Annotated in this window: 13 protein-coding genes; 7 read left to right on the forward strand and 6 right to left on the reverse strand. The window is 72.1% G+C overall.

What is annotated here, in order from left to right:
• Nucleotides 1–83 precede the first annotated feature (83 nt).
• The 3 genes from BGO91_RS00775 to BGO91_RS00785 are packed head-to-tail and all read right to left on the reverse strand — an operon-like array spanning nt 84 to nt 4,140.
• A complete protein-coding gene (locus BGO91_RS00775; protein ID WP_290470976.1) occupies nt 84–611 on the reverse strand; it encodes a hypothetical protein in 528 nt (175 codons plus the stop codon).
• Nucleotides 608–2,623, reverse strand: a complete 2,016-nt coding sequence (locus BGO91_RS00780; protein WP_290471145.1) for a primary-amine oxidase — start codon at nt 2,621–2,623, stop codon at nt 608–610. The genes BGO91_RS00775 and BGO91_RS00780 overlap by 4 nt, the downstream gene beginning before the upstream one ends.
• 14 nt (nt 2,624–2,637) lie before the next feature.
• Nucleotides 2,638–4,140, reverse strand: coding sequence for an APC family permease (locus tag BGO91_RS00785; RefSeq protein WP_290470977.1), 1,503 nt, complete (start codon nt 4,138–4,140; stop codon nt 2,638–2,640).
• 203 nt (nt 4,141–4,343) lie between these two features.
• Here BGO91_RS00785 and BGO91_RS00790 point away from each other — a divergent pair, with 203 nt between their 5' ends.
• Together BGO91_RS00790 and BGO91_RS00795 are read left to right on the forward strand one after the other, a co-directional pair.
• Nucleotides 4,344–5,843, forward strand: a complete 1,500-nt coding sequence (locus tag BGO91_RS00790) for an APC family permease (RefSeq protein WP_290470978.1) — start codon at nt 4,344–4,346, stop codon at nt 5,841–5,843.
• Nucleotides 5,840–6,514 carry a helix-turn-helix domain-containing protein gene (locus BGO91_RS00795; protein ID WP_290470979.1) on the forward strand — a complete coding sequence of 225 codons (675 nt, stop codon included), beginning with the start codon at nt 5,840–5,842 and terminating at the stop codon, nt 6,512–6,514. Before BGO91_RS00790 ends, BGO91_RS00795 begins: the two co-directional genes overlap by 4 nt.
• 10 nt (nt 6,515–6,524) lie before the next feature.
• Here the strand turns inward: BGO91_RS00795 and BGO91_RS00800 are convergent, their stop codons facing one another.
• Genes BGO91_RS00800 through glgX form a run of 3 tightly spaced genes read right to left on the reverse strand, consistent with a single transcriptional unit; the run spans nt 6,525 to nt 9,597 of the window.
• Nucleotides 6,525–7,028 carry a GNAT family N-acetyltransferase gene (locus BGO91_RS00800; RefSeq protein WP_290470980.1) on the reverse strand — a complete coding sequence of 168 codons (504 nt, stop codon included), beginning with the start codon at nt 7,026–7,028 and terminating at the stop codon, nt 6,525–6,527.
• Nucleotides 7,025–7,522 (reverse strand): Cys-tRNA(Pro) deacylase, encoded by a 498-nt coding sequence (ybaK, locus tag BGO91_RS00805; RefSeq protein ID WP_290470981.1) that lies wholly within the window; start codon nt 7,520–7,522, stop codon nt 7,025–7,027. Before ybaK ends, BGO91_RS00800 begins: the two co-directional genes overlap by 4 nt.
• Nucleotides 7,522–9,597 carry a glycogen debranching protein GlgX gene (gene glgX / locus BGO91_RS00810; protein ID WP_290470982.1) on the reverse strand — a complete coding sequence of 692 codons (2,076 nt, stop codon included), beginning with the start codon at nt 9,595–9,597 and terminating at the stop codon, nt 7,522–7,524. Before glgX ends, ybaK begins: the two co-directional genes overlap by 1 nt.
• A gap of 69 nt (nt 9,598–9,666) precedes the next feature.
• On the opposite strand from glgX, the gene BGO91_RS00815 reads away from it, so the two are divergent.
• From BGO91_RS00815 to BGO91_RS00835, 5 genes are all read left to right on the forward strand, one after another.
• Complete coding sequence (locus BGO91_RS00815) at nt 9,667–10,845, forward strand: cysteine desulfurase family protein (RefSeq protein WP_290470983.1); 1,179 nt, start codon at nt 9,667–9,669, stop codon at nt 10,843–10,845.
• Nucleotides 10,846–10,890: 45 nt separating this feature from the next.
• A complete protein-coding gene (mnmA, locus tag BGO91_RS00820; RefSeq protein ID WP_290470984.1) occupies nt 10,891–11,991 on the forward strand; it encodes a tRNA 2-thiouridine(34) synthase MnmA in 1,101 nt (366 codons plus the stop codon).
• Between the two features lie 121 nt (nt 11,992–12,112).
• Nucleotides 12,113–14,485: an NAD-dependent DNA ligase LigA gene (ligA, locus tag BGO91_RS00825; RefSeq protein ID WP_290470985.1), complete on the forward strand. Its 2,373-nt coding sequence runs from the start codon at nt 12,113–12,115 to the stop codon at nt 14,483–14,485.
• Between the two features lie 192 nt (nt 14,486–14,677).
• Nucleotides 14,678–15,934 carry an alpha/beta hydrolase gene (locus BGO91_RS00830; protein ID WP_290470986.1) on the forward strand — a complete coding sequence of 419 codons (1,257 nt, stop codon included), beginning with the start codon at nt 14,678–14,680 and terminating at the stop codon, nt 15,932–15,934.
• A gap of 28 nt (nt 15,935–15,962) precedes the next feature.
• Nucleotides 15,963–17,759 carry an alkaline phosphatase family protein gene (locus tag BGO91_RS00835; RefSeq protein WP_290470987.1) on the forward strand — a complete coding sequence of 599 codons (1,797 nt, stop codon included), beginning with the start codon at nt 15,963–15,965 and terminating at the stop codon, nt 17,757–17,759.
• The last annotated feature ends 30 nt before the right edge of the window (nt 17,760–17,789 follow it).

Genomic DNA, 17,789 nt, shown 5'->3' on the forward strand with positions numbered 1-17,789 from the left:
GGTGACCAGCCGCCGAGCACAGCAAAAGGGCTCGTTTTCGCGCTGCGATCGAGCCCTTTTCCTGTGCTCGGCGGCTGCGGCGGTTAGGCGGTGAGCAGGGGGAGGGTCATGAGGGCGATGGAGGCTGCGCCGAGGGCGGCTTCGGCGCGCGGCAGGGGTGGGAGGCGGCGGCGGAGGGCGACGGCAGCCGACGCGAACGTGAACACCAGGGCGGCCGCCGCGAGCAGGAGCACCACGGGGAGGCCGTGGCCGGCGTGCGCCCCGCCTCCCGTGGCATGGTGGCCGGCGCCGACCACGAGCAGCCCCGCCATCAGCACCGCCTGCAGCGAGCGGTGCAGGGCCATGGTCCGCACCGGATGGGCGCCGAGCGCCTGCCGTGCCGGTCGCAGCCGTTCCCGCACGCCGGTCGCCAGCGCGAGCGCGACGAGCAGCGCCGCCCACACGACCGGCGCGAGCACCGGCCGGGGGAGCAGCATCGTGTCGGCCATCGCGGCGAGCATCGCCAGCATCCCGAGCCAGGTCAGCGGGGAGCGGCGGTCGGCGCCCCCGGCGACGCAGCATGCTCCCAGCGTGGCCGGGAGCATGCTGCCGAGGTGGAGGGCCTCGATCATCCGTGGTGTGCGCGGTCGCCGTGCGCGTCGCCGTGCGCGTGCCCACCGTGGTCGTGGTGGCCGGGCGCGCAGTGCGCCGGCTCGGCGGCGGGCACGTTGAGTGCGGGGTTGCGCCCGAAGAAGCCGTACGGCTTCAGCGTGAACTTGGCGTAGTCCACCGGCATCACCGGCCAGTCCTCGACCCGCGGGAAGTGGGTCGGCCCGAACGTGTGCCAGAGCACGATGTCCTCGCCGTCCAGGGACCGGTCGGCCGCCATGTACGCCGGGAGGCCGTCGCCGCCCGGGTTCTGGTTGACGAACTCGCCGGCGGGGTAGCGCTCGTCGCTCGCGTACTGCGTCACCCAGACCTGTTTGGTCGTGAACGCCGCGCGCGCCGTGACCGTCGCGGAGGGGTCGGCCATCAGCGTGGGGTTCTGCTCGGCGTGCAGCACGTAGCCGGTCGGCTGCCCGAGCCGGTTGGTCTTCTCGGTGTTGACGATGTGCCAGGTCCGCCCGACCGAGGCGTCGGCGGCGCGCGCGCCCTCCGCCTCGCTCACGATCCGCGTCGCACGCTTGGTGAACGCGTTGCCGTAGGGGTTCGCCTCGCTGATCGGGAGGCGGACCGCATCCACCTCCTCGACCGCGTTCGCCAGCCCGTCCACCATCATGTCGAGCCGCGCCGAGAACAGGTGCTGGTGGTACGGGGCGCCGAGGCCGGGCGCGACCTCGCTGGCGGTCTGCGTCCCCTCCACGTACGCGGAGGTGAACAGGATGCCGGTGAGCTTGGCCTCGCACTCGATCGTGCCGTCGAGGTACAGGTACCAGTAGAAGCCGTAGTCGTAGTTGCCGACCGTGGTGAAGAACGAGATCACCAGCCGCCGCGACCGCCGCACCTCGTTGGCGGAGGTGAACATGTCGGTGTGCTTCCAGAGCGTGCCGTAGTCCTCCTCGTGCAGGCAGATCGCGTTCTCCACGGTCTTCGGCCGGCCGAACTCGTCCGACAGCACGGCGTCGAAGTAGCGGATCTCGCCGAGGCAGTCGCAGCCGAGCCTCAGTGAGTTGGCGAACCGGCCGAACAGGTACTCGCCGGTGTCGAAGTAGTTCTGCCAGTACCGGGTGGGGGACGGGTCGGCGTAGGGCACCACCATCTCGGCGATGGAGGCGCGGTAGATGACGGGACGCACCGCGCCGTCCTGGTCGGGATCCGCGAACGAGAGGTCGCGCAGGATGAGGCCCTCGCGGGCGTCGAAGCCGAGTGAGAACGACCAGTTCGCCCAGGTGACGGTGTCGCCGTCGACCGCGTAGCTCGGGCCCTCGGGCTGGGTGACGGAGATCGGCTTGAGCGTGTCGAGCGGTGCGGGGCGGTCGGACTCCAGGTGGAAGTTGCCCGGCTCCTCGGGCACGGGGTGCTCCGCTGCATCCACGACCTGCGTCACTTCGCGGGCGATCACGTCGACGTACGCGCAGAGGCCGTCGACGGGGTGCGCCCACGGGTGGTCCTCGGCGTGGTCCATCCGGAAGGCGAAGACGCGGATGATGCGGCGGCCCTCCTCGCCCGGGATGTCGTACGAGCCGGGCGAGAGGGGCGCGTACACGACCTGCTCGGCCGTGAGCCCGCGCTTCTCGAGGGCGGCCAGCCAGCGGGCGTCCGCGACGAGGATGCCGCCGATCGCCTCGAACTCCTCCTCGAGGATGGGCACCTGACCGCGCTCGCCGTCGATGGGCACGAGGGCGACGACCTCCCCGCGCGTCAGCGACACGGCGGCGTCGGTGCTGTCGCCGGTCGCGACGTCGAGCAGGAGGAGGCGCGCCTCGCGGTCGGGAGCCGGAGCCGTGCCGGCGCGGGCGGCCAGCACGTCGGCCTTGTCGGGCTCCAGGAGGCCGACGTAGACGAAGCGCGTGGTGTCCGTCACCGCTCCGGCGTCGCGGAGGATGCGGGCAGCGGTCTCGATCTCGGCGGCGGTCAGGCTGGAAAGGGGGCCGGGGGCGGCCGTGTCGTCGGCGGGCAGGGTCAGGGGAAGCTCGGTGGTCATGGTGCTCACGTCTCCTAGGCGCTGATGGTGTCGATGATGTTCTCGTAGGCGTCGCGCTTGCTGCGGCGCAGGACGAGGGCCTGCACCACGCCGATCACCGGGAAGGCGAGCATGGCGGCGAAGAAGGCGATCGAGAGCGGGCCGAGCACCGGGGTGCCCTGCGCATCCACGTCGCCGATGAGGAGGGGGAAGTTGTCGACGATGATGGCCGTCACGCCGACCAGGCCGATCAGCCCGATGACCGGGGCGATCACGGTCCGCCACGGTCCTGCGCCGGTCTTGCTGCGGGCGAAGTAGACGATCACCGCGAGGCAGGTCAGGGCCATGAGGACCACGATCGCCAGCGTCGCGATGCCGCTGAACCAGGTGAAGACCTGCAGCACCGGGTCGAGGTGGAACAGCGCGAACACGCCGATCAGGACGGCGGCCGTCACGGTCTGCACGAGCGACGAGATGTACGGGGAGGCGTGGGTGCCGTGCACGCGGCCGAGCCGGGCCGGGAGCACCGACGCGTTGGACATCGAGTGCTGGTAGCGGGTGACGACGTTGTGGAACGACAAGACGCAGGCGAAGAGGCTCGTGATCAGCAGCACGTTCACGATGACCCCGCCCACGGAACCGAGGTAGTGCACGGCGGTGTTGACGATGAAGCCACCGGTGTCCTTCGCCACCACGTCCACGATCTGTGCCGGGCCCCAGCCCATCACGAGGGCCCACGAGGCGAACGTGTAGAAGACGCCGATCGCGATGACCGCGATGTACGTCGCCCGGGGGATGGTCTTCTCCGGCTCCTTGGCCTCGTCGCGGAAGATGGCGGTCGACTCGAACCCGATGAACCCGGCGAGCGCGAACATCAGGCCGATGCCCGGGGAGCCCGACAGCACGGTGTTCGGCTCGAACGGGGTGAGCGACAGGCCGTCGGCCCCACCCGTGCCGATGATCACGACGCTCAGCACGATCACGATCCCCACCTCCGCGATCAGCAGCACGCCCAGCACCCGCGAGCTCAGCTCGATGTGGCGGTACCCCAGCACGCCGACCAGGGCGATCATCGCCAGCGAGTACACGTACCAGGGGAGGTCGGGGCCGTGGAGGGCGACCACCGACGACTCGAGCGTCGCCCCCAGGTAGCCGTACACCGCGACCTGCACGGTCGTGTACGTCAGCAGCGCGAGATACGCGGCGGCGAGTCCGAGCGGCCTCCCCATCCCGTACCCGACATAGGTGAAGAAGGCGCCCGGCTTCGGGATGAACCGGCTCATCGCGCTCAGCCCCACCGCGAAGAACAGCAGGATGATCGCCCCGATCGCGAACATGCTCGGCACCCCCGCCCCGTTGCCGAGCAGGACCGCGACGGGGAAGCCGCCGCCGATCACCGTGAGCGGCGCCGCCGCGGCGACCACCATGAAGACGATCGAGCCGACGCCGAGCCGGCCAGACAGCTGACGCGAGGCGCCCGCACCGCGGAGCGCGAGCGGATCGCCGAGCAGAGCCTGGGGCTCCTGTGCTGCGGTCATGAGTTCCTCCAGAGGGGAGAGGCGGGAAGGGGATGGTGCGGCCAGTCTCACGACCGGGTGTTGCGCCGCCGTTCCGCGGGCGTGAAGAGTCGGCGCTCGCCGAATGGGACGGCCCGCGTCGCATTCGCCGGTCACGCTCCCGTGACGCGGCCGAAACGGGGACGCAACACACGCGACGTAGCCTCGCGAGCGAGGAGCACCCCGTGACAGCACACCCACCCGTGACGGCCCTGAGCCGGGCGATCGCCGATCCGCGGCCGGTCGACGGCCTCCCCGCGCGCTCGCCGCTGGCCGGGCTCGACCGCCGCAGCCTCGGCTTCGTGGACGTGCTCGCCCAGTCCGTCGGCGCGGTGGCGCCCTCGGCGGCGGCCGCGACCTGTCCGGTGCTGGTCGCGGCGCGGGCGGGGTCGGGCACGCTGCTGGCGTTCCTGCTCGCGGCGGTCCTGATGGCCCTCGTCGCGTACGCCGTCAACCAGTTCACGCGACGCCTGGCCGCCACTGGCTCGCTGTACACATTCGCCGCACGCGGCCTGGGGGTCCGCGCGGGATTCGCGACCAGCGCCGCCATGCTCGTCGGCTACGGGTTCGTCGCGATGTTCGCCCTGCTGGGAGCGGCCTACTACTCGCTGACCCTCCTCTCCCACGCGTCGCCGGGGATGGCCGGCTCGCGCGGCCTCGTCCTCCTGCTCCTCGCCGGGTTCGGCGCGCTCTGCCTGCTCGTCCTGTGGCGGGGGATCCGGCTCTCCACCCGGGTCACGCTCGTCATCGAGCTGCTCTCGATCGCCGCCATCCTGGTGCTGATCGCGGTGCTGCTCGTGCGCGTGCCGGTCTCGTCGTTCTGGAGCGTCGCCCTGCCGCACGACGTCGGCCTCCCGCAGCTCGCGGCCGGGACGACCGTCGCGGTGACCGCGTTCGTCGGCTTCGAGAGCGCGGCGACGCTCGGGGCGGAGTCCCGCCGGCCGTTCGCCACCATCCCGCGCACCATCCGCTGGACCGTGATCGCAGCCGGAGTGCTCTACCTGCTCTCGGCATACACGCAGCTCGCGGGCTTCGACGCGCTCGGCGGCGACCTGGCCACCAGCGACAGCCCGGTCAACGACCTCGCCGCGCGCGCCGGCGTCGAGTGGATCGGACTCCTCCTCGACGCCGCGCTCGCCTGCTCCTTCCTCGCCTGCGCGCTGGCCTCCACCACCGCCCTCGCCCGCGTGCTGTTCTCCCTCGGCCGGGAGGGGATCGCACCGCGCGCTCTGGGCCGCACCCATCCCCGGTTCCGCACGCCGCACATCGCGCTCGCCGCCGGTCTGGCCGCCGAGGTCGCCGTGCCCGCTGTGCTCGTGGCCTCCGGGATGGGCGCCTGGCAGGCCATGGGCGTGATCGTCGTGTGCGCGGCCGCGGGCTACATGACCGCCTATGCGCTCGTGTGCGTCGCGACGCCGTTCTTCCTCCGCCGGATCGGCGAGCTGACGGCCGGCCCTGCCGTCGCGGCGGGGATCGCCGCCGTCGGCCTCGCCGCCGCGCTCGGCCTGGACCTCTGGCTGGAGGTCTCCGGCACCCGCTGGCTCGCCGTCCTCCTGCTCGGCGGGGTTGCGCTGATCGCCGTGGCGCTCTATCTGCTCTGCCGCAGGAGCCGCGCGGACGCCTTGGGCCGGATCGGCCTCTACGACGAACCGACGACGGGGGACGTGCTCGGCGGCGCGCCATGAACGCCATCCCGGAGCTGAGCGGACGGCAGCCCGGCGCGGTGCACAGCGCGCTCGCCGTGCTGGAGGAGGTCGCGCGCTCCGGCCCCGGGATCACGGCCCAGCAGATCTCGGTGCGCCTCGGCCTGCCGCGCGCCACGGCGTACCGGCTCCTCAACCTCCTGGTGCAGGACGAGTACCTGGTGCGGATGCCCGACCTCCGCGGCTTCGCCCTCGGCCGCAAGGTCGCCGAGCTGGCGGACGTGGCGCAGGCGCAGGACGCGGCGGCGACGGCGCGGGAGGCGGTCACCGATCTGCGCACGCACATCCGCGGCGGCGTGCATCTCGCGGTCTACCGGGAAGGGCGCGTCGTCCCGGTCGACGTCGACCCCGACTTCCCGCTGTCCGACCCCCGACGGATAGCCAGCGACCTCAGCGTCTCGGCGCTGGGCCGGCTGCTGCTGGCGGAGCAGGCGGCGCGCACCATCCCCTCTCCGACCCGCTACACGACGCAGGAGGGGGAGCTCACCCCCGGCTTCGGCTGCCTCGCCGTACCGGTGCGCGGCGAGGACGACCGCCTCATCGCCGGGCTCGCCCTCGCCGTGCCCGCCGCGCGGCTCGCCGACCGGGACGGCCTGGTGTCGCTCGTGGCCGACACGGCGCTCCGGCTGGGATCACTGCTGCAGCGGGTGTGACGCGCGGCGGTCAGCGCGAGCGCACGAAGCGCACGACCTCCACGGCGGCGTCGCCGAGCTGCTCCACCTTCGCGGCGCCGTCCGCGGCGAAGCCGTTCCTGCGGTAGAAGGCCTGGGCCCGCGGATTGTCCGCCATCACCCAGAGGTAGGCGTCGGCCGTGCCCACGACGGCATCGAGCAGGCTCTGCCCGGCCCCCGAACCGTGCGCGCTCGCGAGCAGATAGATGCCCTCCAGCTCGAGCGGGACGGGCGCGTCGTCGTCGCGACCCGCTCCCGCGCTCGCCCAGCCGATGATCGACCCGTCCTTCTCGGCGACCCGGACCGTCGTGTCGCCCGATTCGATGATGCCGGTCCACACCTGCGCGCGCCGCTGCACATCGAGCCCGGCGAGCACCTCGGGCGGGAGCTGGCGCGCGTACGCCTCCCGCCAGGACGCCACGTGGACCTGCGCGATGCCGGGAACGTCCTCCGCCGTCGCCGCACGCACGGTGATCGCGGACACTCCCGCGGTCACGCCGTCTCCTTGGCGATCGCCGCGTACGTGCCGTCGGTGGCGCGCAGGAGGTCGTCCGGCGCGAGCTCGATGTCGAGGCCGCGCTTGCCGCCCGAGACGAAGACGGTCTCGAAGAGCTGCGCGGTCTCGTCCACCACGGTGACGTGCCGCGTCTTCTGGCCGATCGGGCTGATGCCGCCGACCACGTAGCCCGTGCGCCGCTCGGCCACGGCGGGGTCGGCCATCGTCGCGCGCTTGGCGCCCACGGCCGAGGCGAGGGCCTTCAGATCGAGGAGGCCGGTCACCGGCACCACGCCGACCACCAGGCCGAGCTCGGTGTCGGCGAGCAGCGTCTTGAACACGCGGTCCGGCTCGACTCCGAGCGCCTCGGCGGCCTCCAGCCCGTACGACGCGGCGGCGGGATCGTGCTCGTAGGGGTGCAGCGCGAACGGCAGGCCGGCGGCGGTCAGCGCGACCGTGGCCGGCGTCCCCGCCGAGGCCTTCTGCTTCGCCATCAGTCCGCGGGCTCCGTGACGCGCGGGCCGTCCGCGCGGAACAGCTGCATCGACGCGCCCCCGACGAGCCGTGTCGCCCCGGGGAGGAGACGGGACGGATCCTCCGGGATCGGCACCTCCGTCGCGCTGTCCCACAGCAGCTGGTACGACTCGACGCCGGGAGCGACCGGGAGGGAGACCTCGACGTCGTCCTCCACGCCGTGCACGATGAGCAGCACGCGGTTGAACTCCTCCTTGTCGGGCGTGGAGGCGACCAGGTACTGCAGGGTGCGGTTCTCGGGCGAGTTCCAGTCCTCGTCGTCCATCCGGTTGCCCGTCGCGTCATACCAGTCCATGTGGCTCGCGTTGGGCGTGGTCTCGCCGAAGACGGCGTACCGGCTCGGCCGCAGCGCCGGGTTGGTGCGGCGCAGCTCCAGCAGGCGCTTGGTCGTCTCCTGGAACTCCCGCTGCTCCCGGGAGCGCAGCCAGCTCAGCCAGGTGAGCTCGCTGTCATGGCAGTAGGCGTTGTTGTTGCCGCGCTGGGTGCGGCCGTACTCGTCGCCGGCGGTGATCATCGGCACGCCGGCCGAGAGCAGCAGCGTCCCCATCAGGTTGCGCATCGCCTTGTGCCGCTCGAGCAGCACGCTCTCGTCGACGGTCGGGCCCTCGACGCCGTGGTTGAACGAGCGGTTGTTGTCGGTGCCGTCGCGGTTGTCCTCGCCGTTGCCGAGGTTGTGCTTCACGTCGTACGCGGTGAGGTCGGCCATGGCGAAGCCGTCGTGCGCGGTCACGAAGTTGACGGAGGCGAGCGGGCCGCGCTCCGGGGCGAACGTGTTCGACGACCCGGCGAGGCGCGTCGCGAAGCCGCCGATGCCGACGGGCGCCTGACCGTGCCGCCGCGCCTCGGCGATGTCGGCGAGCCAGAAGTTGCGCACGCGGTCGCGGTAGCGGTCGTTCCACTCGGACCAGCCGTCGGGGAAGTTGCCGGTCTGCCAGCCGCCGAGCCCGACATCCCACGGCTCGGCGATCATCTTCACGCCCTGGAGCGCCGGATCGTCGATCGCCGCGTGCAGCAGCGGATGGTCGGGGGAGTAGGAGGCGTCGGCGCCGCGACCGAGCGTCGCGGCCAGGTCGAACCGGAAGCCGTCGATCTGCATCTCGTTCGCCCAGTAGCGCAGCGAGTCGAGCACCAGCCGCTGCGGGACGGGCTTGCCGAAGTCGACGGTGTTGCCGCATCCCGTGACGTCGATGTAGACGCCCTGGTCGTCCTGCCGGTAGTAGGTGGCGTTGTCGATGCCGCGGAAGCTCGTGCGCGGACCGCCGATGCCCTCCTCGGCCGTGTGGTTGTAGACGACGTCGAGGATGACCTCGATGCCCGCCTGGTGCAGCAGCTTCACCATCCCCTTGAACTCGGCGAGGATCGCCTCCGGGCCGGCCGCCTGCGCCCCGCGCGAGGCGTACGGCGCGTGCGGGGTGAAGAAGTTGAGCGTGTTGTAGCCCCAGTAGTTCGTGAGGCCCTGCTGGATGAGGCGCTGCTCCGAGACGAAGGTCTGGACCGGCAGCAGCTCGACAGCCGTGACACCGAGGTCCCGGAGGTACCCGATCGACGACTCGTGGGCGAGACCCGCGTAGGTGCCACGGAGCTCCTCCGGGACGTCGGGGTTGACCTTGCTGAAGCCGCGCACGTGCGTCTCGTAGACCACCGTGTGGTCGAGCGGGGTGGCGGGCTTCCCGACCTCGCCCCAGTCGAAGCCGTCCTCGATCACGACGCCCCGCCACGCGTCCGACCCGGCGCGCACCATCCCGCGGGCGTACGGGTCGAGCAGGAGCGTCTCGGGGTTGAACATGTTCTGCGGCGACGTCGGGCCCGAGACGCGGACCGCGTAGCGGCTGCCGACGGCCAGCGAGCGCGAGCGCACCGACCAGACGCCATTCGCATCCCGGGTCATCGGCCGGGTCTTGACGAGCCAGTTGGGGTCGCGCTCGTCGAAGAGGCACAGCTCCATCGCGTCGGCGTTGGCGGAGAACACCCGCAGCTCGCCGCCGTTCGGCCCGACGCGGACGCCCAGATTGCGCAGAGGATCGGCGGAGGTCATGCGATCTAGAGTAGTGAGTGGCGCGCGGGCATCCGTCCGGCGCCGCACCCGCGAACCGAGGAGGGCCCGGTGCCGGTCTATCTCGACCACGCCGCGACGACCCCCATGCGCCCCGAGGCGATCGCCGCCTTCGCCGACGCGATGGGCGTCGTCGGCAACCCCTCCAGCATCCACAGTCAGGGCCAGCAGGCCAAGCGGATGCTGGAGGAGGCGCGGGAGGCGGTCGCGGCCACGCTCGGCTGCGACCCGATCGAGGTCGTCTTCACCTCCGGCGGCACCGAATCGATCAACCTCGCGGTGAAGGGGCTGTACTGGGCGCGCAACGCGCAGGCATCCCGGCCGCGCATCCTCGTGCCCGGCGGCGAGCACCACGCGACGACCGACACGATCGAGTGGCTGGAGCGGGCCGAGGGCGCGCACGCCGAGTGGCTGGAGCTCGACGCCGAGGGGCGCATCGTGCCCGCGCCGATCACCGCGCCGGACGAGACGGCGCTGCTCACCTTCCTGGCGGTCAACAACGAGGTCGGCACGATCCAGCCGGTCGTCGACCTGGCGGCTCCGTCGCGCGAGGCGGGTGTGCCCGTGCACGTCGACGCGGTCTCCGCCTACGGCCACCTGCCGATCGACTTCGCGGCGCTCGGTGTGGATGCGCTGAGCGTCTCCGCCCACAAGATCGGCGGCCCGGTCGGCATCGGTGCGCTCGTGCTGAGCCGCACCTCCACGGTCGTACCGCTGATCCACGGCGGCGGCCAGCAGCGCCAGGTGCGCAGCGGCACGCAGGACGTCGCGGCGGCCGTGTCGTTCGCGGTCGCGGCCCGCGCGGCGGAGGCCGAGCGCGTCGCCGAGGCCGCGCGGCTCGGGGCCTTGCGCGACCGCCTCATCGCCGGCGTGCGCTCGGCGGTCCCGGAGGCCGTGCTGAGTGGTCCGGAGCCGGCGTCGGGGGAGCGGGTGGCGTCCAACGCCCACTTCGTGTTCCCGGGGGCGCAGGGCGACTCCCTGCTCTTCCTGCTCGACATGGCGGGCCTCTCGGTCTCGACGGGATCGGCGTGCACCGCCGGCATCCCGGAGCCGTCCCAGGTGCTGCTCGCAATGGGGCGCAGCGAGCTCGATGCCCGCAGCGCGCTGCGGTTCACCCTGGGCCGCACCTCCACCGACGCGGACGTGGACGCGCTGCTCGCCGCTCTGCCCGCGGCGTACGCCCAGGCGGCCCGCGCCGGACACGCCGAGCGGGCGTCCCGCCTGGCCTGAGCGCCGCCCGGCCGACCCTCAGCCCCGACGGCGTAGAATCCCGGGGTGAAGGTTCTGGCAGCGATGAGCGGGGGAGTGGACTCCGCAGTGGCGGCGGCGCGTGCGGTCGAGGCCGGCCACGACGTGGTCGGCGTGCACCTCGCCCTCAGCCGGATGCCCGGCACGCTGCGCACCGGCAGCCGCGGCTGCTGCACCATCGAGGACTCGATGGACGCCCAGCGCGCGGCGAACATCATCGGCATCCCGTACTACGTGTGGGACTTCTCCGAGCGGTTCAAGCTCGATGTCGTCGACGACTTCATCGCCGAGTACGCCGCCGGCCGCACCCCCAACCCGTGCATGCGCTGCAACGAGCGGATCAAGTTCGCCGCGCTGCTCGAGAAGGCCCTCGACCTCGGCTTCGACGCCGTGTGCACCGGGCACTACGCCGCCGTCGTCACCGACGAGCACGGCAACCGCGAGCTGCACCGTGCCAGCGCCTGGGCCAAGGACCAGTCCTACGTGCTCGGAGTGCTCACCGCCGACCAGCTCGCGCACGCGATGTTCCCGCTCGGCGCGACCCCGTCGAAGGCGGAGGTCCGCGCGGAGGCCGAAGCGCGCGGCCTCAGCGTCGCGAACAAGCCCGACTCGCACGACATCTGCTTCATCCCGGACGGCGACACCCGCGGCTGGCTCGCCGAGCGCGTGGGTGCCGAGACCGGCGACATCCTGGACCGCGAGGGCAACCGCATCGGCAGCCACGAGGGCGCGCTGGCGTTCACCGTCGGGCAGCGCAAGGGGCTCAACATCGGCTACCCGTCCGCCGACGGCCGTCCGCGCTTCGTGCTGGAGGTGCGGCCGAAGGACAACACGGTCGTCGTCGGCCCGAAGGAGGCGCTGGACATCGCGGAGATCGCGGGGTCGCGCTTCACCTGGGCCGGGCTCGCGCCCGCCGATCCGGCCACGCCGTTCGACTGCGACGTGCAGATCCGCGCCCACTCCGACCCCGTGCCCGCGGTGGCCTTCGTGGCGGACGGCGAGCTCGTCGTGCGCCCGCACACCCCGCTCGACGGCGTCGCCCCCGGCCAGACCGCCGTCGTCTACGTCGGCACCCGCGTGCTCGGCCAGACCACGATCGACCGCACCGTCTCCGCCGTCCCCGCCTGACCCGCCCGCACATTCGGCACGAATGCGGGGTATGGCGCGCGGTATCCCGCGATTCGTGCCGAATGCGCACGGGCCGGGGAGGCGCCGTGGCGGTGTCGGCGGCGCTGCCTAGTATTGGTCCGTGAGCGAGACCTCTGAGACGAGTGACACCCCGGTCGAGTTCGGCGACCTCGACTTCGACGCCGCACGCGCGGAGGCCGAGCGGCTCTCCGGGCGCATCGAGGGCGCGCGGGTGGCGTACTACGGCGACGGCGACTCGGCGCTCTCCGACGCGGAGTACGACGCCGACTTCCACCGGCTGGAGGCGATCGAGCGGGCGTTCCCCGAGCTCGCCGGGCAGGACAGCCCCACCCAGCAGGTCGGCGCCGTCGTGGCCTCCGTCGGCTTCCCGGAGCACGAGCACGCCGAGCGCATGCTCAGTCTCGACAACGTCTTCTCGATCGACGAGTTCCGGGAGTGGGCGGCCAAGACGGCCGCCGCAGCCGGGCGACCCGTGCGCTGGCTCACCGAACTCAAGATCGACGGCCTCGCGATCAGCCTCGCCTATCGCGACGGCGTGCTCGAGACCGCGACGACCCGCGGCGACGGGCGCGTCGGCGAGGACATCACCGAGAACGTCGACTGGATCCCGACCATCCCGCGGCAGCTGACCGGCACGGGCTACCCGGCCTTCTTCGAGGTGCGCGGCGAGGTCTTCCTGCGCACGGTCGACTTCGAGGCCCTCAACGAGCGCCAGCGCGACCTGCAGGCCGCGTACGAGGCGGAGGAGCGGGCGAAGGGGCGGCCGGAGGAGCGGATCAAGACGCGCTTCCCCGAGTTCGCGAACGCCCGCAACACCGCGGCAGGCAGCCTCCGCCAGCGCCGCGAGAACAAGAACGCCTTCGAGCTCGAGCTCATGCGCGAGCGGCTCGGGCGCCTCTCCCTCTACCTGCACGGCATCGGCGCCTGGCAGCACCCGGACGTCGTCGCGCAGTCCGAGATCTACGGGCTGCTCGCCGGCTGGGGTCTGCCCGTGTCCCCGCACTCGCGCGTGTTCGACTCGGTGGAGGAGGTCGCGGGCTACATCGCCGATCGCGGCGAGCACCGGCACGACGTCGAGCACGAGATCGACGGGATCGTCGTCAAGGTCGACGAGCTCGACCTCCACGTCGAGCTCGGCGCCACCAGCCGTGCCCCGCGCTGGGCGATCGCGTACAAGTACCCGCCGGAGGAGGTGCACACCAAGCTCCTCGACATCGTCGTCGGCGTCGGCCGCACCGGGCGTGCGACGCCGTACGCCGTGATGGAGCCGGTGAAGGTCGCCGGCTCGACCGTGCGCCAGGCGACGCTGCACAACCAGCAGGTCGTCCGCGCGAAGGGCGTGATGATCGGGGACACCGTCGTGCTGCGCAAGGCGGGGGACGTCATCCCCGAGATCCTCGGCGCGGTCGAGCAGCAGCGCGACGGCACCCAGGTCGAGTGGCAGATGCCCGAGGTCTGCCCGGAATGCGGCACGCCGCTGCGCCCGATGAAGGAGGGCGACATCGACCTCCGCTGCCCGAACGCGCGGTCGTGCCCGGCGCAGGTGCGCGGGCGCGTGGAGCACATCGGCTCGCGCGGCGGCCTCGACATCGAGGCGCTCGGCGAGGTCACCGCGGCGGCACTGACCCAGCCGGTCGTGCCCGCGACGCCGCCGCTCGCCACCGAGGCCCGGCTGTTCGACCTCGAGATCGACGAGCTCGTCCCGATCGAGGTGCTCGTGCGTGACTCGGAGACGGGGGAGATCAAGCTCGACGAGGTCACGGGCGAGCCCATCCGCCGGTCCCCGTTCCAGCGCCTCGGCGCCAAGACCTACCCGCCCGGCACCGAGGACCTCGACCCGGCGGAGCGTCGCCGCCGCGGCATCCGGAAGGACCACCAGGTGGTGCTGCCCTCGGAGGCCGCGACCAAGCTGCTCGCCGAGCTCGAGAAGGCGAAGACCAAGCCGCTCTGGCGCATCCTGGTCTCCCTCAACATCCGCCACGTCGGCCCGGTCGCGGCCCGTGCGCTGGCCGACTACTTCGGCTCGCTCGACGCGATCCGCGCGGCGACCCGGGAGGAGCTCGCCGAGGTCGACGGCGTCGGCGGCATCATCGCCGACGCGGTGATCGACTGGTTCGGCGTCGACTGGCACGTCGACATCGTCGACCGCTGGACGAAGGCGGGCGTGCAGTTCTCTACTCCCGGCCACCCCGGCCCGGGTGCCGCGGCGGAGGCCGGCGGCGTGCTCGCGGGACTGACCGTGGTCGCCACCGGATCGCTCGAGGGGTACACCCGCGAGGGGGCCCAGGAGGCGATCATCGCGGCCGGCGGCAAAGCCGCCTCCAGCGTCTCGAAGAAGACCGATTTCGTCGCCGCCGGTCCCGGCGCGGGGTCCAAGCTGACCAAGGCCGAGGAGCTCGGGCTCCGGGTCCTCGACGCCGCCCAGTTCCGCATCCTCGTCGAACAGGGTCCGGATGCCCTCGGAGAGGCCTGAAACTGTCAGTCAAAGCGCGGACAGGATCCGAAGTCTCCCCCTGAATCGGGGGTAGAACGGCCTGCCGACGTCCATGTTTTCCCCGGTAGCATTCAGGGGTGCGCTCACCCGGTGCGCACTGCAAGGGCTTAGCTCGCTCGCTCTCGGAGGGACCCGGACGGAGTGCTGGTCGGCTTTGCAGCTGTTTCCATTGTGACCTCGGCAGTCTCGGGACTGACCGGGGCCTTCGTCGTGCCCGTCGACACCGTCGTCGCGCCGGTGTCGCACACCGTCGCGGTCGCCGGGATCACCTCCGACGCTCCGGTGTCGGGAGCCTCCTCCGTCACGGCGTCCTCGACCCTCGGGCGGCTCGCCGGCATCAGCGCCTCCGCCCTCCCCGCCTTCCTCTCGGGACACCGCTCCGAGATCGACAAGCTGATCGCCGACCCGCCCGCGGCGACCGACGTCAGCCGGGTCTGGTCGATCCTCGACGCCAAGCAGCAGGCGGTGCTCCTGAAAGAGGCCCCCCACCTCATCGGCAACCTCGAGGGCGTGCCGTACACGGTCCGCGGCCGCGCCAACGCGCTCGACCTCAAGCGCACCATCGCGTCCGCGACCAGCGACCTCAAGTCCGAGCGGGGCAAGACCCAGCGCCTCGTCCTCCAGCGGCAGCTGACGACCCTCGGCAACGTCAAGGCGGCGCTGGAGAAGAAGGACGGCGTCACACGGACCCTCGTCTCGCTCGACACCTCCTCCGACGCCAAGGCGGCCATCGTCGTCGGCGACCTGAGCACGGCGAAGTACGTGAGCGTGCTCGTCCCCGGCATGTACATGTCCGTCGGGGAGCAGATCGAGGCGTGGGCCGCGGTCGCACAGGACCTGCACGACCAGGAGGCCGGCTTCCTGAAGCGCGTGGCCGGATCCCGCGCCGGAGGGAGCACTCCCGGAGTCGCGGTCGTCGCCTGGATCGGCTACCAGACGCCGGTGCTCACCAACATCGGCGGGCTGGCGCTCGCCCAGCAGGGGGCGGACAGCCTCGAGCGCACGCTGGAGGGGATCAGGAGCCTCCGCGCGGCCGACCCGCCCTACCTCAGCGTCTTCGCCCACTCGTACGGCTCGACCGCTGCGCTCCTCGCCCTGGAGCGGGGAACGGTGCAGGTCGACGCGCTGGCGCTCATGGGGTCGCCCGGCAGCGACGCGCAGTCGGTGAAGGACCTCTCGGTGCGCGGCGGCAACGTCTGGGTCGGCGAGGCACCGATGGACCCGATCGTCGACAGCGCGTTCTTCGGCAGCGATCCGGGCTCGCCGTCCTACGGCGCGAAGAAGATGGGCGTCGGCGGGGCGGTCGACCCGATCACCCACCGCACGCTCGCGGGGTCGAGCGGCCACAACGAGTACTTCACCGCCGGCACCGAGTGCATGCGCAACCTCGCGATGATCGGGATCGATCAGGGGCGCCTCGTCCTCTGATCCGGCCGACGCCCGCATAATGGACGGGATGGGATCCGACGACGAGCAGCGGGACGCTGCGCAGCGGGATGGCGCGCAGGCGGACGGCGCGCAGCAGGAGAAGCGCGGCTCGTCGCGCCGCGCCTTCCTCAAGAGCGCCGGACTCGTGGCGGCCGGCGCCGTCGCCGGCGGCACCGGGGGAGCGGCGGCCGGTGCCGCGTTCGCGTCCCGTCCCGTGCCGGGGGAGGCTCCGCGCGCCGAGCCCGGCGAGGAGTACCCGCCGCTGCCCCCGCGGGCGACGCCGGGCTTCGACCACCTGATCGTGCTCATGTACGAGAACCGGTCGTTCGACAACCTCCTGGGCTGGCTCTACGACGAGAAGAGCCTCCCGAAGGGCAAGCGCTTCGACGGGCTGGCGTTCGGCGACTACGCCAACCCCGATCCCAACGGCGGCCCGGACATCGCCGTGCACGCCTATGAGGGCACCACCGATTTCGTGATGCGCCAGCCGTCGCCCGACCCGGGCGAGGTGTACCCGCACGTCAACACCCAGCTCTTCGACGTCGTGGATCCGCCGTCGAACGCCGACGCCCTCGTCAAGGACATGCTGCCGCCGTACAACGCGCCGCGGCCCGGGCAGAAGCCGGGGATGGACGGCTTCGTCCGCGACTACATCGGGGTGCTGCGCAAAGACACCGGGCAGGAGCCGGGGGTGGACGACTACCGCCGGATCATGGGGTCCTTCACCCCGGACATGCTGCCGGTGTTCTCGACCCTCGCCCGCCAGTTCGCGGTCTACGACGACTGGCACTGCGCGGTGCCGTCGCAGACCTTCTGCAACCGGTCGTTCTTCCACGCCTCCACCTCCCACGGCTACGTCGACAACGCCGGCGACGGGGGACTGCGCAAGTGGTTCGATCCCGCCAACGACGCGCCCACGATCTTCAACCGGCTGGAGGAGGCGGGGCGCACCTGGCGCGTGTACTTCGACGACCGCCAGCTGATCTCGCTGACGGGCTTCATCCACGCCCCTGCGCTGGAGCCGTACTGGCACACCAACTTCCGGACCATGTCGCACTTCTACAAGGACGTCGAGGAGGGCACGCTGCCCGACTACGCGTTCGTCGAGCCGCGACTGCTCTACGACCACAACGACATGCACCCGCCGGGCGGCCCGGCCACCGAGGAGGAGGTCGGCGGCGAGGTCATCGTCGGAGGCGCCATCTCCGACGTGCGCGCGGGCGACCTGCTGCTCCACAACGTGTACGAGGCGATGCGCTCCTCGCGCAGCGCGAAGGGCTCCAACGCGCTGAACACGATGCTGCTGGTGACCTTCGACGAGCACGGCGGCACGTACGACCACGTGCCCCCGGGCCCCGCGACCCCGCCGGACCGGAGCGGTCCCGGGGAGAACGGCTTCCTGTTCGACCGGCTCGGCCTGCGCGTGCCGGCCATCGCGATCTCCGCCTACACGGAGCGCGGGTCCATCCTGCACGAGGAGATGCACCACGGCGCGGTGATCGCCACGCTGTGCGAGATGTACGGGCTGGAGAACCTGACGGAGCGGGATCGCGGTGCTCGCACGCTGCGCGACGCCGTCAACCTGTCGACGCCGCGCCAGCCGGGGACCTGGCCGGACACGCACCCCCAGTACCTTCCGGCGAACCCGGAGGCCGACGCCCCGGCGCCCGGCGACCAGGACCGCCCGCTGAGCCCGCCCGGGGTGGGACTGGTCGGCCTGCTGACCGCTCGCTACGGCAAGCCGGGCGACGCCGTCCCGGTGACGTACCAGGAGGCGTACGAGGCCGTGCACCGGCTCGGCCTCGGGCTCTTCGGCGAGCAATAGAATCGATGTAGGCCGCCGGGCGCACCCGCG

It is taken from the genome of Leifsonia sp. 71-9 (assembly GCF_001898805.1).
Lineage (GTDB): Bacteria > Actinomycetota > Actinomycetes > Actinomycetales > Microbacteriaceae > Leifsonia.